Source organism: Azospirillum sp. UFLA03-27 (assembly GCF_059803775.1).
In genome coordinates this window covers 1-13577 of record NZ_JAUQTX010000017.1, presented here as the reverse complement: position 1 = coordinate 13577, position 13577 = coordinate 1, and the positions used below count along the sequence as shown (strand labels likewise).

The window sequence follows — 13577 nt, the reverse complement described above, 5'->3', positions numbered from 1 at the left end:
GGTCTGGCCACATTGGGCATATGCCGTGAAGCCGCCTTGCCGGTTCCGGTGCCATCCGGCTAGCCTCCCCTCGCGTTGCTTTGCTTGCGCTTCCGCGTGGCGCCACACCGGATCGCCACACATGACCGCCGCACCGTCCATCGTCCTTCGCCGGTCCCTTTCGCCCCGCGGCGCGGATCGGCGGCGGAACCCGACCGAGGAGCAGGAGTTCGCCTTATGACCACCGGCACCGTCAAATGGTTCAACACCACCAAGGGATATGGCTTCATCGCGCCGGAGGCCGGCGCCAAGGACGTGTTCGTGCACATCACGGCCGTGCAGAAGTCGGGTCTTCACGCCCTGTCCGAGGGCCAGCGCGTCGAGTTCGAGGTCGCGCGCGGCAACAACGGCAAGGACGCCGCGGTCAACATCAGCGTCATGGAGTGAAGCCGCGTCATGACGTGACGTAGCCGCGGAGCCGGTAGGCCTCCACGGCTTCCCGGGTGAGGCGGGGGATGTCGCGGCACAGCGACGTCACCTCACCCACCGCGTTGCTCCGGCAGGCCAGCTCCAGCGCCCGGGCGGCCGCCGACAGGTCGCGGGCGCCGAAGGTCCCCGCGGTGCTCTTCAGCGTGTGGGCCTCCTTCGCCAGCCCGGCGAGATCGGCCGGGCCTCCCCCCGCCGCTTCCGCGCCGCCGCGGGCGATCCTCTCGGCCCGCTCCAGCGTCTCCTCCACGAACTGGCGGATGACGTCGGCCAGAAGCTCCGCGTCGAGATCCTGGGCGAGCTGTTGCAGGACCTCCATGTCCAAAACGCCTTTCTCCGGCGTGCCCATATCCCCGACGCGCGCAGAGGTGGGGCCGTCCCAGGGCGTGGCAAGGGCGGCGGACTCCAACGGGGTGGACTCCACCGTGGTGGCGTCCAGCCAGCGGGCCACCGTCTCCAGAAGATGCGGACGGTCGATCGGCTTGGCGACGTGCCCGTTCATCCCGGCGGCCAGACAGCGTTCGCGGTCGCTGTCCATGGCGTCGGCGGTCATGGCGATGATCGGGACGGTGCCGGCCGGCGGCGGCAGGGCGCGCAGCCGGTGGGTGGCGGTCAGCCCGTCCATCTCCGGCATGGCGAGGTCCATCAGGACCAGCCCGTAGGGCGACGGGCCGGCCGCCGCGGCCGCCATCGCCTCCAGCGCTTCCCGTCCGTTGTTGGCGATGTCGACGCGATAGCCGGCGCCCCGCAGCAGCAGGGCGGCGACCATCTGGTTCGTTGGGCTGTCCTCGACCAGGAGAATCCGCCGGCCTGTTCCGGCGGTGGACGGGGCGGCGGGGCTTTGCACAGGCGACGGCGCGGCGGGCGGCGCTTCCGCCACGCTCCGCCCGGTGACGGCGGCGAGCAGGCGGGAGGGCCGGGCCGGCTTCGTCACCGTGGCGTCGGCGCCATTGCCGTCCCCGCCCGCGGTCCGGTGCGGCAAGGCGAGACGGACGATCCGCCGCACGCCCCGCGCGCGCAGCCGGTCGGTCAGCGAGCCGGCGACCGGAGTCTCCACGCTGCCGATCACCGCGATGCCAGCGGCGGGCAGGGTGCCGGCGTCCAGCCCGGCCACCATCGCCACGACGTCCGGCGCGCTGACCGTGGCCCCCCAGGAGTGGAACTGCTCGGCCAAAGCCCGCCGGGCGACGGGGTTGGATTCCAGAAGCAGAACCGTTTCCCCGGCCAGCGGCGGTTCCGCGACGGCGGCCCACGCCGTCCTGGGCTCCAGTGGCCCGGCCTCCGGCGGCCCGGGCTCCAGCGGCCCGGGCTCCAGCGGCAGGGTGAACCAGAAGCGGCTGCCCTGGTCGGCGGTGCTGTCGAAGCCGATGCTTCCCCCCATCATCTCCACCAGCCGTTTGGAAATCGCCAGCCCCAGCCCGGCGCCGTCGTGGCGCCGCGACAGGCGGGGATGCACCTGGGAGAATTCGGTGAAGAGGTCGGCCTGCGCGTCCTGCGGAATGCCGATCCCGGTGTCGGTCACCTCGAAGCGCAGGCGCGGCGGCGCCTGTCCGCCGCCCTCCAGCTCCGACAGGGTGACGGCGATGCCACCGCGGTCGGTGAACTTCACGGCGTTGCCGACGAGGTTCAGCAGGACCTGCCTGACCCGCCCCGAGTCGCCGCGCAGCGCCGCCGGCAGGCCGCCGGGGATGCAGACGGCCAGCTCGATCCCCTTGGCGAAGGCGCGGGCAGCCTGCAGCTCGACCACGCTCTCCACCACCTCGGCGGGGGAGAAGCGGCCCGACTCCAGGGTCAGCTTCCCGGCCTCCATCTTGGAGATGTCCAGGATGTCGTTCAGCATGAACAGCAGCGCCTCCGCCGACTCGCGGGCGGTGCGGGCGTAGGCGCGCTGCTCCTCCCCCAGCGGGCCGTCCAGCAGCAGCCCCAGCATGCCGAGGACGCCGTTCATCGGGGTGCGGATCTCGTGGCTGATGGTGCGCAGGAACTCCGACTTGGCGCGGCTCGCCAGCTCCGCCTGCTCCTTGGCGAGGCGGAGCTGCGCCTCCGCAAGGCGGTGGGCGGTGATGTCGCGGAAGGACACCATGGCCATTGTCCGCCCGCGGTAGGGAACGTAGCGGGTCTCCCCCTGCACCGTCAGCCGTTCGCCGTTGCGGCGCAGGCAGATGGCTTCAAAGGGGGTTTCGTCGCGGGCTCGGATGCGCAGCCAGTTGAGTTCACGGTCCTCCGGCACCATCAGCGCGGTGATGGACAGCCCCGTCAGCTCGTCCGGCGCATAGCCCAGGATGGCGGCGGCGGCACGGTTGGCGTCGGCGATCACCCCTTGCTCATGCACCAGGATCCCGTCCATGGCGGCGTCCGACAGTTTGCGGAAACGGTCCTCGCTCTCGCGCAGGGCCAGCTCCGCCCGGCGGTGATCGGTGATGTCGGTGTAGGTCATCAGGACCGAGCGGTCGGGCAGGAAGCCGGCGGTGATCTCCAGGACCCGGCCGTCGGGGCGCGTGCGCTCGATGCGGCTGACGCCCTCGGGGCGCAGGTTGGTCAAATGGCGGGCGACGATCTCCGCCGTATCGCCGGGGCCGAACTCGCCGCGTTCGGCCATGAAGCGCAGGAAGCCGGCCATGCTGAGGCCGGGATGGAGCGCGTCGTCCGGCAGGTCGAGCATTTCCCGCAGGCGCCGGTTGCAGGTCAGGAAATGATAGTCCGCGCTCCACACCACGAGGCCCTGCGACATGGCGCTGAAGGTGGCCTCCAGAAGGTCGGACTTGTGGGCCAGTTCCTGCTCGCGCCGTTTCAGCTCGCTGATGTCGGTGCGCAGCCCGACATAGCCGCCGTCGCTGGTCCGCCGTTCCTCGATCTTGAACCAGCGTCCGTCGCCGATCCGCAGCACTTGCGGCCCCTGCGGGTTGCGGTGCCGCTCCATCTCCCGCTCGACCCAGCGGTCGATGTCGCAGGGGCCGCAGTCGGGGTAATGGCCGGCGGCGGCGGCGCGGCGGATCAGCGATTCGAAGGTGATGCCGGGCTCCAGAGGCCCCAGCAGGGCGTAGATCTCGCGGAAACGGGCGTTGCATTGGACCAGCCGGTCATCCGCGTCGAACAAGGCAAAGCCCTCGTTGACGACCTCGATGGCCTCGGACAGGCGGCGGTGGGCGTCCGCCGCCCGGCTGTCGGCGGCGCGGGCCTCCGCCTGGGCGCGCCGGGTGGCCTCCCGCTCGCGCAGCACCGCCAGGGCCATCACCGCGCCGGCCAGCCCGATCCCGAAGAAGGGCCAGATCAGCTCGTCCGTCCCATGTTCCAGAAGATGCTGCAGGGTGTGCAGCGCGCTCGCCATCAGGAGGAGGAACGCGACCAGGGTGAGCCAGCTCCAGCGGCGCGGCCGGCGGTGGGGGAACGGCATTCGGCGCTCCGCATCGGACGAGGCGAAAACGTTACGGCTTTTGCGCCTCCGGAGCAATGAATCCGGGGGAGTTGCGCAACCGGCCAACGGCGCGGCGCCGGCCCAGCAGACCGTGGCGCGGCCCGAACAGGACGGCCAGCGCCAGAATCAGGCCGGACGCCACCGCGATCATCCCCGCCGCGTTCAGCGAGTGGGAGGCCCCGAGCAGCATCGGCCCGAAGGCCGCGGCGCCATAGCCGGCCAGCGCCGCCAGCACCCCCAGCGCGACGCTGAGCAGGATCTGCGCGGCCAGCCGGTCGGTCAGCAGGCGCGCCGCGGCGGGCGGGGCGATCAGCATGGCGATGACCAGGATGGAGCCCACCGCCTCGAAGGCGGCGATCGCGGTGGCGGCGACCAGAAGCACCACCCCGTAATGGAACAGCCCGGCCGGGATGCCCAGCGTGGAGGCCAGCGCCGGATCGAAGGTGGTGATCTTCAGCTCCTTGTAGAACAGCCCGACCAGGGCGACGCAAAGCGCGAAGACGGCGGCCAGCGTCAGCACCTCCCGCGGCAGGGCCGCCCACACCGCCGGGTCGGCCAGCGACTCCCAGCCCTTGGGGGCCAGCCACAGGATGGTCTCCAATTGGCCGTAGAGCACGCAGTCGGCGTCGAGGTCGACCCCGCCGGCCGACGCCTGCTCGATCATCACCACGCCGGCGGCGAACATCACGGTGAAGACGACGCCCATGGCGGCGCCGGACTCCAGCCGGCCCAGCCGCCGCACCGCCTCGATCAGCAGGCCGGCCAGCGCCGCGGCGGCCAGCGCGCCGAGCATCATCGGCAGCGTCTCCCGCGTGCCGGCGACCAGGAAGCCGCCGACGATGCCGGGCAGGATGGCGTGGCTGACCGCGTCGCCCATCATCCCCTGGCGCCGCAACACCAGGAAGTTGCCGACCAGCGCGCAGGCGGCGCAGGCCAGCACCGCGGCGAGCAGGGCGGGGGCGTCGATCTGAAGGAATTCCTGGACGTCGGGCATCATGACGGGGCGCTCCGCTCCTCCAGCAGCCGGACCATGTCGCCGGGCAGGACCGAGTCGATGGGGTCCACGCCCCAGTTGGCGTGGGCGGGCAGCAGGGCCGGGTAGTCGGCCAGGAACCGCTCCCACAGCCGGCGGTCGCGCGCCGCCGCCCGGGCGGCGGTCTGCCCGGCGGGGGTCAGGGCGCCGTCCCGGATATACCCGCGCAGGCGCAGCCAGAGCGCTACGGAGCCCTCCACCGGCCGGCCGTCCAGAAGGTCGGTCAGGGCGCGCCGCTCGGCGAAGGTCAGGCGCAGCCGCCCTTGACGCAGCGCGGCGGCGACCAGCCCGCGCGCCGGGGCGAACAGGAAGCTGAGCAGGAAGAAGCCCCCGGCGACCAGGACGATGACCGCCCCCGCCGGCAGCTTGGGCAGCAGGGCCGACAGGGTGGCGCCGAGCCAGCCGGACAGCGCGCCGATCACCGCCGCGGCCACGGTCAGGGCGGGCAGCCGGTCGGTCCAGAAGCGGGCGGCGGCGGGCGGGATGATGAGAAGCGCGACCACCAGGATCAGCCCCACGGTCTGGAGGCCGATCACCGTCACCAGCGTCGCCAGCCCCATCAGCACGAGGTCGAGCGCCCCGACCGGCCAGCCCTGCACGGCGGCGAAGCCGGGATCGAAGGCCAGCACCCGCAGTTCCTTGAACAGCAGGGCGACGGCCAGCGCCGCCCCGGCGGCCAGAAGGCCGATGGCGATGGCCTCACCCTGAGCCATGGCGGCGGTCTGGCCGAGGATGAAGGTCTTCAGCCCGGCCTGCCCGCCCAGCTCCAAATTCTGGATGACGCTGAGCAGCACGACGCCCAGCCCGAAAAAGACCGACAGCACCGCGCCGATCGCCGAATCCTCGGTCAGCCGGGTGAAGCGGGACAGCGCCTGCACGGTCAGCAGCCCGACCACCCCGCTGGCCACCGCCCCGGCCAGCAGCAGGGGCAGCGACCGCTCCGGCAGGCCGAGCGCCGCCCCGACCAGGAAGGCGATGGCGATGCCGGGCAGGGTGGCGTGGCTCAGCGCGTCGCTGACCAGCGCGCGGCGGCGCAGCAGCAGGAAGGTGCCGACGGTTCCGCCGGCCAGCCCCAGCGCGGCGGTCCCGGCGACCACCACGGCGCTGTTGAAGCCGGACTGGAAGGTCAGGACGCGCAACGCCTCCTCGAACATGGGGTCGATCATGATGCCTCCGCGGCGGCGGGAGCCGGCATGGGCCGTCCGCCATAGGTGCGGGACAGCAGATCGGGGGTCATCACCCGCGCGACCGGCCCCTGGGCGACCACGCGGGTGTTGAGCAGCAGCGCGTGGTCGAAATAGTCGCTGACCGTCTGAAGATCGTGGTGAACGCAGATCACCGTCCGCCCGGCGGCGTCGAGGTCGCGCAGCACCTGGAGCACCGCGCGCTCCGTCGCGGCGTCCACCCCGGCGAAGGGCTCGTCCATGAAATAGAGCTGCGCCTCCTGCGCCAGTGCGCGGGCCAGGAAGACGCGCTGCTGCTGGCCGCCGGAGAGTTGGCCGATCTGGCGCCTGGCAAAGTCGGCCATGCCCACCCGCTCCAGCGCGTGCAGCGCCGCCTCCCTGTGGGCGCGGGTGACCGGGCGGAACCAGCCGATCTTCCCATAGCGGCCCATCGCCACCACGTCGAGCGCCGAGACGGGGAAGTCCCAGTCCACGCTTTCCCGCTGCGGCACATAGCCGATCAGGCGGCGCTGCTTGGCGATCGGGCGGCCGAACACCTCGACCGTCCCCGACACGCTGGGGACCAGCCCGAGGCACGCCTTGATGAGGGTCGATTTGCCCGCCCCGTTCGGCCCGACCACGGCGATCAGCCCACCCGACGGGGCGGCGTAGTCGACGTTCCACAGCACCGGCCGGCGGTGGTAGGCGACGGTCAGGCCGCGGATCTCCAGGGGCGGCGGCCCGATGGGCGAGGCCTCTTCGGGGGCGGTGCGGCTGCCGGGGGTGCGCCAGAGATACTGCATGGTCCGTTCCTTCTCCGCCGCGTCAGCGCTGCGCCAGGGCGAGCTTGCCCTGGAAGCCGGCGGCCGGCGCCTCGCCGCCCAGCGCGCGGGCGATGGTCGTTACATTGTGGTCGATCATGCCGATGTAGGTGCCTTCGTAGCTGCCCGGCGCACCCATGGCGTCGGAGAACAGGGCGCCGCCCAGCGTCACCCGATGGCCGCGCGCCCCCGCCCCTTCGACCAGGGCGCGGACGTTGCGGTCGGACACGCTGGTTTCCGGGAAGACCGCCGGCACGCCGCGGTCCGCCAGCAACGCGGCCAGCTCCTCGATGATCCGCAGCCCGGCCTCGGATTCCGTGCTGATTCCCTGGATGCCGCGGACCTCGATCCCATAGGCGCGGCCCAGATAGTTGAAGGCGTCGTGGGCGGTCACCAGCACGCGGGCCTTGCCGGGGATGGAGGACAGGATGCGCCGGGCGTACGCGTCGAGCCGCGCCAGCTCCGCCCCGTACGCGTCGGCATTGCGGGCGTACGTCTCGGCGCCCGCGGGGTCGAGCCGGGCCAGCCCGTCGCGGATGGACGGTAGGGTGCTCGCCCAGATCCCCACATCCATCCAGATGTGCGGGTCGTGGGCGCCCTCGAACTCCGGCGGGCTGAGCAGCCGCTCCTTGGGCACCGCGTCGCCCAACGCCACCACCGGCTTGCCGGACTCGCGCAGCCGGTCGAAGGCAGCGGTCATCTTGCCTTCCAGATGCAGGCCGCTGATGAACACCGCGTCGGCCCGCAGCAGCTTCACCGTGTCGGAGCGGGTGGGCTTGAACAGGTGCGGATCGACGCCTTCGCCCATCAGCGCCTCCACCTCCGCCCGGTCGCCGGCCACCGCCCGCACGAGGTCGGCGACCATGCCGGTGGTAGCGACGATATGGGGCCGTTCACTTTCGGCCTGCGCCGCTCCCGGCAAGAGGAGGCAAACGGCCAAGCCCATGATGGCAATAAAGTTCGTCAGGCTCTTCGTCGCGAAGGTTTTTGAACATATGTTCATATTCATTGATCCCGACAAAGATCGGCAAGGTTAGGGCGGACGGACCAAGTAAACGGGGCGGAATGCATTTGCGTTCCATGAATATATGAACCGCCTCTCGGGCCTTGCAAGGCGGCTCGTAACGATCCGTGTCTTACCGAACGGGGCGGAGTGCGCTAGAGTGGCGGAATGATCGTGCTCTTTACGGATTTCGGGCTGTCCGGCCCCTACACCGGGCAGATGAAGGCGGTGCTGGCGCGGATGGCGCCGGGCCTGCCGGTCATCGACCTGTTCGCCGACGCGCCCGCCTTCGACCCGCAGCTGTCGGCCTATCTGCTGGCCGCCTACGCTCCGGAGTTCCCGGCGGACAGCGTTTTCCTCTGCGTGGTGGACCCCGGCGTCGGGACCGACCGCCGCCCGCTGGTGGTGGAGGCCGACGGACGCCGCTTCGTCGGGCCGGACAACGGCCTGTTCGAGCTTCTGCGGCGGCGGGCCGGGGCGGCGCGCGCCTGGACCATCGGCTGGCGGCCCGAGCGGCTGTCGGCCAGCTTCCACGGGCGGGACCTGTTTGCCCCGGTGGCGGCCAGCCTTGCCATGGGGAACCCGGTCGCGCTGGAGCCCGTCGCTCCGGCCAGTCTCGCGCGGCCCGACTGGCCGGACGATCTGGCGCGGATCGTCTATGTGGACGTCTACGGCAATGCCATGACCGGCCTGCGCGCCGACCGGCTGCCGGAGAACGCGGTGCTGCGGGCCGGTGGGCGCACGGTGCGCCGGGGCCGGACCTTCGCCGACGTCCCGGTGGGGGAGGCGCTGTGGTACGCGAACTCCAGCGGTCTGGCGGAGATCGCCGTCAACCGGGGCCGCGCCGACCATGACGCCGGGCTGGCGGTGGGGACGCCGGTGGAGATCGTCCTATAGCCCGTCCAGGCAGAGGTCGAGCAGCGCCAGATCCACGGGGCGGACCAGCACGGTGACCGGGCTGTTCCCCGGCTGGGCGTCCGGCGCGCCGGCGGTCAGGATGATCCGGGTGTGCGGGTAGAGCATGCAGGCCAGCGCCGCGGCCCGGTCCCCCTCATCCTCCAGCCGGTGGCGGCGCAGCAGGGCGACGGACGGACCCTCGGCCCCGATGAGGCTCAGCGCCTCGAAGCCGCCGGACACCGTAGACACGGTGAAGCCGCGTTCGGCCAGATGGCGGGCCAGCGCGTCCCGCTGGCCGGGATCGTCGTCGGCGACCACGGCGCTGCGGCCCCCCTGGCCGGGCGGGCGGATGTCGGCGTCGATGGAAAAGCCGGTCGTCATGGGGGTCTCACCACGGGCTTCCCCGAACTTCAGGGGCCTTGAACCTGAGGGGCTTTCTAAGCCAAGCGGATTGCGGTTGCAAATCCCCATGGGCGGCACGCGCCGCCCGATCAGCGGATCTTGAGGTCAGCGGATCTTGACGACGGTGGGACGGTCGACGATGGACAGCATCGGCAGGTCGCTGGGCCGGTTGCCGTAGCCCCAGGTCTCGCCGAACGGGCCATTGGCGGCGATCCAGCCGCGCACCCGTTCCAGCTTGTCGAGCCGGACGCAATTGCCGGTGCACAGCCGCCCGGTCAGGGTGCCGTCCTCCACCTCCATCCCGGTGGCGAGCAGGTCGTCGACGTTCAGCCCGCGCAGCAGCGCCGGCATGTAGACGTCGAGCGCCCCGGTGGCGACGACCACCCGTCGCCCCTCGCGCCGGTGCATCTTCAGGGTCTCGACCAGCGGGGCGTGCCAGCGGATGCGATGGACCAGCCGCTCCGCGGCGGCCAGCGCGTCGGCCACCGGAACGCCGCGCAGCGTGCGGCGCAGCAGGATGGTCTTGACCGATCCCGGAAAATCCACCCCCGGCCCGCGCCCGCGCGCGTGGCGGTGCAGGCCGGACCGCAGGGCGTCCAGGAAGGCCAGCCGGGCGCGGTTGCGCCCGATGACCTCGCCGATGAACATCAGCAGGCTGTCGCCGTGGATCAGCGTCCCGTCGAAGTCGAAGAAGGCCACCCCCGGCGCGATGGAGGCCAGGGGACCGACGCCGTGTGTGGTGGCGCCTCCGGTGGAGGGACCGGAGGTGATGGCGTCGAAAACGGGCGTGGCGCTGGTCTGCATGCGCCCTTATCCGGCGGAACGCGCCGCGTCACAAGCCAAATGCGTTGAACGGCGCCGTCCGGGGCAACTTAAAGCGAACTTCCGTTCGCTTTAGATTCACATCGCCTCATTCGCCGGCTCTCAGCGGATGCCGATGGCATCCGCCTGCCGCCAGCGGGAACGATGTTCCCGCGAGAGGCGGGCTTCGGCCGCATGTGCGGCCGGGACCGCCGTCGCGGTCCAAAGCGGATTGCAATCCGCTTTAGTGCAGCGACGGGCTGGGGGAATCGTCCGCGTCGTCCGCCTCGATGAGCATCTCGCCCACGGCGATTTCTCCGGCGCATTCCTCCAGCCCGGCCTTCACGGCGATCAGGAGGTTGATGATCTCGCCGTTGTCCTGCTCCAGGATGCGCAGGCGCTCCTCCAACTTGTCCAGACGGCGGGTGACGCTGTCGGTCAGCCGATCGAGGTGGGCGAGAACCGGGTCGTTGTTCGTGTCGTCCATGGCGGCGGTTGGTCCGTCGATGATTCGTGTGCGGTCCTGAAGCTAGGACCACGCACCGCCTCTGGACAGACCCGCGCCCGGCGCAACCCGCAATTGATGGGATTATCGTCCGGATGGTGCCCGGCGAGTCCCAAAGGACTCAAGGCTGGGCACGCCCGGGCGTTACTCCCCCTCCGACGTGGTGGTGCGGCGGCGCAACGGAACACCATACAATTCGAGCCTATGGCCGAGCAGTTCATAGCCCAATTCGCGGGCTATGACTTCCTTCAGCCGTTCGAGATCTTCATTCTGGAACTCCACCACCTTTCCGGATTCGAGATCGATCAGGTGATGATGGTGCTCCGACCCGGCTTCCTCGTAGCGGGCGCGGCCGTCGCCGAAGTCCAGCCGGTCGATGACGTTCGCGTCCTCGAACAGGCGCATCGTGCGGTAGACGGTGGCGATGGAGATGCGCGGATCGATGGTGGACGCCCGGCGGTGAACCTCCTCCACGTCGGGGTGGTCGGCGGCCTCCGACAGCACGCGCGAGATCACGCGGCGCTGGTCGGTCATCTTCAGCCCTTTCTCGATGCAGAGCTGTTCGAGGCGCGAAGGCATGGAAGTCCCCTTGTTGTCGTCTCACTGGCGCGCGCGGTTCGGCCCCGTATGGCTTGGCGCCTGTGGCCCCGGCCGCGCGTTGGCCGCCGTCCCTCCCCGGCACGGCCACCCAAAAGCCCGAGCACCATACTGTGATTCGGAACCATTCACAAACGCCGACGTTTGGTGTCGGCTTACGGAGAGGGCGCGCGCCATGATGACCCTGGACATCCACCACACCACCACCTACCGCTACGCCAATCCGGTGACCTTCGGCGACCACCGCCTGATGTTCCGGCCCCGCGACAGCCACGATCTGCGGTTGATCGAGACGGGTCTGGTGATCAGCCCGCCGCCGGCCTCCGTCCGCTGGCTCCACGACGTTTTCGGCAACTCCATCGCGGTGGCGAGATTCGACCAGCCGGCGACGGAGCTGCGCTTCGAAAGCCACATCCGGGTCGATCACTACCCGATGGGCGAGCTGGAATTCCCCATCGAGGACTACGCGCGCTCCTATCCCTTCAGCTATTCCGCGGAGGAGGTGCCGGATCTGGCGCTGACCACCCAGCGGCACTATCCGGACCCCGAGCATCTGGTGGACGAATGGGCCCGGCAGTTCGTGACGCTGGGCGAGGGCGGGCCGCCCGACACGCAGGACATGCTGGTGTCGATGACCCGGGCCATCAAGGAGACCTTCACCTATCAGGCCCGCGACCTGGAAGGCACCCAGAGCCCGGTGGACACCCTGACGTGGAAGAGCGGCTCCTGCCGCGACTTCGCGCTTCTGATGATGGAGGCGGTGCGCTCGCTTGGTTTCGCGGCGCGCTTCGTGTCCGGTTACCTCTACGATCCCGCGCGGGACGGGCAGGAGGGCGCGATGACCGGCGGCGGGGCGACCCACGCCTGGGTGGAGATCTACCTGCCGGGCTGCGGCTGGGTGGAGTTCGACCCGACCAACGGCATCGTCGGCGGCAAGAACCTGATCCGTGTCGCCGTCGCCCGCGACCCCTCGCAGGCGGTGCCGCTCGGCGGCTCCTGGACCGGGGCGCCGGCGGATTTCCTCGGCATGACGGTGGATGTGCAGGTTACGGCGACCGGCGGGGCGGGTGCCGGCGGCGCTCCGCAAAACCCGATGCCGGCGGCTGGCGCCGTCTGATACGGCAACCAATTGCAAACGAACGTCTGCCAGAATGGAGGGTCCGGGGCCGTGTCGGTTCCGGACCGACCGTCCCATCCGACAGACGAGGCTGCGTTACCCCGTGCTCGATCCCGATCCGACCAGTCCCGCCCCCGGCGGCACGCCGGAAACGGAGGCCGCCCCTGTCCTGACGGCGGCCCTGCTGGCCGTCCCTGAGCCGTCCGTCGGGCCGGACGTGCCCTGCCGCACCCTGCGGGATCGGTTGGCCGCCCAGCCCGGCCTGCCGGCGCTCGCCGTGACGGCGGAGGACGGACGCGTTCTGGGGCTGGTGGACCGTCTGGCGCTGGCGGGGATTGCCGATCCGCAGGCGCCGGCACGGACGGCGATGGACCCGGCGCCGCTGCTGGTCGAGGCGGACCTTCCGCTCTGCGAGGTCGCGCGGCGGATCATGCAGGACAATCCCGGCGCGCTGGCGTCCGGCTTCGTCGTGCTGGAGAACGGGCGGTACCTCGGCATCGGGTCGGGGGTGGCCCTGCTGGCGCGGACGGACGAGCAGATCATCGAGCGGACCCGCCAGCTTGACGAGGCCCGCCGCGCCGCGGAGCGCGCCAACCGGGCCAAGACCGCCTTCTTCGCCTGCATGAGCCATGAGATCCGCACCCCGCTGAACGCCATGATGGGTTTCGCGGAGCTGCTGGAACAGGAGGTCCTGGGGCCGATCTCCAACCCGCTCTACCGCGACTACGCCCGCGACATCGCGGAAAGCGGTCGCCATCTGATGGACCTGATCAACGACCTGCTCGACCTGTCGAAGGCCGAGGCCGGGCGGCTGGAGCTGGCCGAATCCCTGGTGGACGTGCCGCGCGTCGCCGTGGGCAGCGCCCGCCTGCTGTCCGACCGCGCCGGGCGGGCCGGGGTCGGCATCGACACGGACCTGCCGCCCGACCTGCCGCCGCTGCGCGCCGACGAGCGCAAGCTGCGGCAGATGCTGCTGAACCTGCTGTCAAACGCGGTGAAGTTCACGCCGCCCGACGGGGTGGTCACTCTGAACGGCCGCGTGGCGGCCGATGGGACGCTGTGCCTGTCGGTGCACGACACCGGCATCGGCATGACTGCCGACGAGCTGGAAAAGGCGCTGGAGCCCTGGGGCCAGATCGACAGCGCGCTGGGCCGCAACCACATCGGCACGGGCCTGGGCCTGCCTCTGACCAAGCGGCTGGTGGAGCTTCACGGCGGCCGTCTTGACATCGACACCGCCCCCGACCGCGGCACCACCATGACGCTGGTCTTCCCGGCGGAGCGGGTGGCCGGGTAGCGTTGCCCCCACCCCGGCCCTCCCCCGCTGGGCGGGGGAGGGAGAGGGGGGTCCTTATGCC

13 protein-coding genes are annotated in these 13577 nt (G+C 71.0%); 4 read left to right on the top strand and 9 right to left on the bottom strand.

What is annotated here, in order from left to right; genetic code table 11:
- Positions 1-216 precede the first annotated feature (216 nt).
- Positions 217-426 carry a cold-shock protein gene (locus Q4I23_RS04485; RefSeq protein ID WP_014238764.1) on the top strand — a complete coding sequence of 70 codons (210 nt, stop codon included), beginning with the start codon at positions 217-219 and terminating at the stop codon, positions 424-426.
- Between the two features lie 7 nt (positions 427-433).
- Here the strand turns inward: Q4I23_RS04485 and Q4I23_RS04480 are convergent, their stop codons facing one another.
- The 5 genes from Q4I23_RS04480 to Q4I23_RS04460 are packed head-to-tail and all read right to left on the bottom strand — an operon-like array spanning position 434 to position 7900.
- Complete coding sequence (locus tag Q4I23_RS04480) at positions 434-3859, bottom strand: PAS-domain containing protein (protein ID WP_498525432.1); 3426 nt, start codon at positions 3857-3859, stop codon at positions 434-436.
- A 31-nt stretch (positions 3860-3890) separates the two neighbouring features.
- Positions 3891-4877, bottom strand: a complete 987-nt coding sequence (locus Q4I23_RS04475) for a metal ABC transporter permease (protein ID WP_498525431.1) — start codon at positions 4875-4877, stop codon at positions 3891-3893.
- Positions 4874-6079, bottom strand: a complete 1206-nt coding sequence (locus Q4I23_RS04470; protein ID WP_498525430.1) for a metal ABC transporter permease — start codon at positions 6077-6079, stop codon at positions 4874-4876. Before Q4I23_RS04470 ends, Q4I23_RS04475 begins: the two co-directional genes overlap by 4 nt.
- On the bottom strand, positions 6076-6879 hold the full coding sequence (locus Q4I23_RS04465) for a metal ABC transporter ATP-binding protein (RefSeq protein WP_454020174.1): 804 nt from the start codon (positions 6877-6879) through the stop codon (positions 6076-6078). Before Q4I23_RS04465 ends, Q4I23_RS04470 begins: the two co-directional genes overlap by 4 nt.
- Before the next feature lie 22 nt (positions 6880-6901).
- Positions 6902-7900: a metal ABC transporter solute-binding protein, Zn/Mn family gene (locus Q4I23_RS04460; protein WP_498525429.1), complete on the bottom strand. Its 999-nt coding sequence runs from the start codon at positions 7898-7900 to the stop codon at positions 6902-6904.
- Between the two features lie 168 nt (positions 7901-8068).
- Here Q4I23_RS04460 and Q4I23_RS04455 point away from each other — a divergent pair, with 168 nt between their 5' ends.
- Positions 8069-8797 (top strand): SAM hydrolase/SAM-dependent halogenase family protein, encoded by a 729-nt coding sequence (locus Q4I23_RS04455; protein WP_498525428.1) that lies wholly within the window; start codon positions 8069-8071, stop codon positions 8795-8797.
- On the opposite strand, the gene Q4I23_RS04450 is transcribed toward Q4I23_RS04455, so the two are convergent.
- From Q4I23_RS04450 to Q4I23_RS04435, 4 genes are all read right to left on the bottom strand, one after another.
- Entirely contained in the window at positions 8792-9178 is a 387-nt protein-coding gene (locus tag Q4I23_RS04450; RefSeq protein WP_454020171.1) for a response regulator, read from the bottom strand. The genes Q4I23_RS04455 and Q4I23_RS04450 overlap by 6 nt on opposite strands.
- Positions 9179-9304: 126 nt before the next feature.
- Entirely contained in the window at positions 9305-10003 is a 699-nt protein-coding gene (locus Q4I23_RS04445) for an HAD family hydrolase (protein WP_454020170.1), read from the bottom strand.
- A 241-nt stretch (positions 10004-10244) separates the two neighbouring features.
- Entirely contained in the window at positions 10245-10487 is a 243-nt protein-coding gene (locus tag Q4I23_RS04440) for a hypothetical protein (protein ID WP_498525427.1), read from the bottom strand.
- A 162-nt stretch (positions 10488-10649) separates the two neighbouring features.
- Positions 10650-11084, bottom strand: coding sequence for a Fur family transcriptional regulator (locus Q4I23_RS04435; protein ID WP_035679968.1), 435 nt, complete (start codon positions 11082-11084; stop codon positions 10650-10652).
- A gap of 193 nt (positions 11085-11277) precedes the next feature.
- Here Q4I23_RS04435 and Q4I23_RS04430 point away from each other — a divergent pair, with 193 nt between their 5' ends.
- Positions 11278-12219 carry a transglutaminase family protein gene (locus Q4I23_RS04430; protein ID WP_498525426.1) on the top strand — a complete coding sequence of 314 codons (942 nt, stop codon included), beginning with the start codon at positions 11278-11280 and terminating at the stop codon, positions 12217-12219.
- A 103-nt stretch (positions 12220-12322) separates the two neighbouring features.
- Positions 12323-13516 (top strand): sensor histidine kinase, encoded by a 1194-nt coding sequence (locus tag Q4I23_RS04425; RefSeq protein ID WP_498525425.1) that lies wholly within the window; start codon positions 12323-12325, stop codon positions 13514-13516.
- Positions 13517-13577: the final 61 nt, after the last annotated feature.

Bases quoted from the DNA above. Each gene is read 5' to 3' on its own strand.
- Q4I23_RS04445 (WP_454020170.1), bottom strand. From the start codon at position 10,003: ATGCAGACCAGCGCCACGCCCGTTTTCGACGCCATCACCTCCGGTCCC.
- Q4I23_RS04430 (WP_498525426.1), top strand. From the start codon at position 11,278: ATGATGACCCTGGACATCCACCACACCACCACCTACCGCTACGCCAAT.
- Q4I23_RS04435 (WP_035679968.1), bottom strand. From the start codon at position 11,084: ATGCCTTCGCGCCTCGAACAGCTCTGCATCGAGAAAGGGCTGAAGATG.
- Q4I23_RS04440 (WP_498525427.1), bottom strand. From the start codon at position 10,487: ATGGACGACACGAACAACGACCCGGTTCTCGCCCACCTCGATCGGCTG.
- Q4I23_RS04450 (WP_454020171.1), bottom strand. From the start codon at position 9,178: ATGACGACCGGCTTTTCCATCGACGCCGACATCCGCCCGCCCGGCCAG.
- Q4I23_RS04470 (WP_498525430.1), bottom strand. From the start codon at position 6,079: ATGATCGACCCCATGTTCGAGGAGGCGTTGCGCGTCCTGACCTTCCAG.
- Q4I23_RS04480 (WP_498525432.1), bottom strand. From the start codon at position 3,859: ATGCCGTTCCCCCACCGCCGGCCGCGCCGCTGGAGCTGGCTCACCCTG.
- Q4I23_RS04455 (WP_498525428.1), top strand. From the start codon at position 8,069: ATGATCGTGCTCTTTACGGATTTCGGGCTGTCCGGCCCCTACACCGGG.
- Q4I23_RS04460 (WP_498525429.1), bottom strand. From the start codon at position 7,900: ATGAACATATGTTCAAAAACCTTCGCGACGAAGAGCCTGACGAACTTT.
- Q4I23_RS04485 (WP_014238764.1), top strand. From the start codon at position 217: ATGACCACCGGCACCGTCAAATGGTTCAACACCACCAAGGGATATGGC.
- Q4I23_RS04465 (WP_454020174.1), bottom strand. From the start codon at position 6,879: ATGCAGTATCTCTGGCGCACCCCCGGCAGCCGCACCGCCCCCGAAGAG.
- Q4I23_RS04475 (WP_498525431.1), bottom strand. From the start codon at position 4,877: ATGATGCCCGACGTCCAGGAATTCCTTCAGATCGACGCCCCCGCCCTG.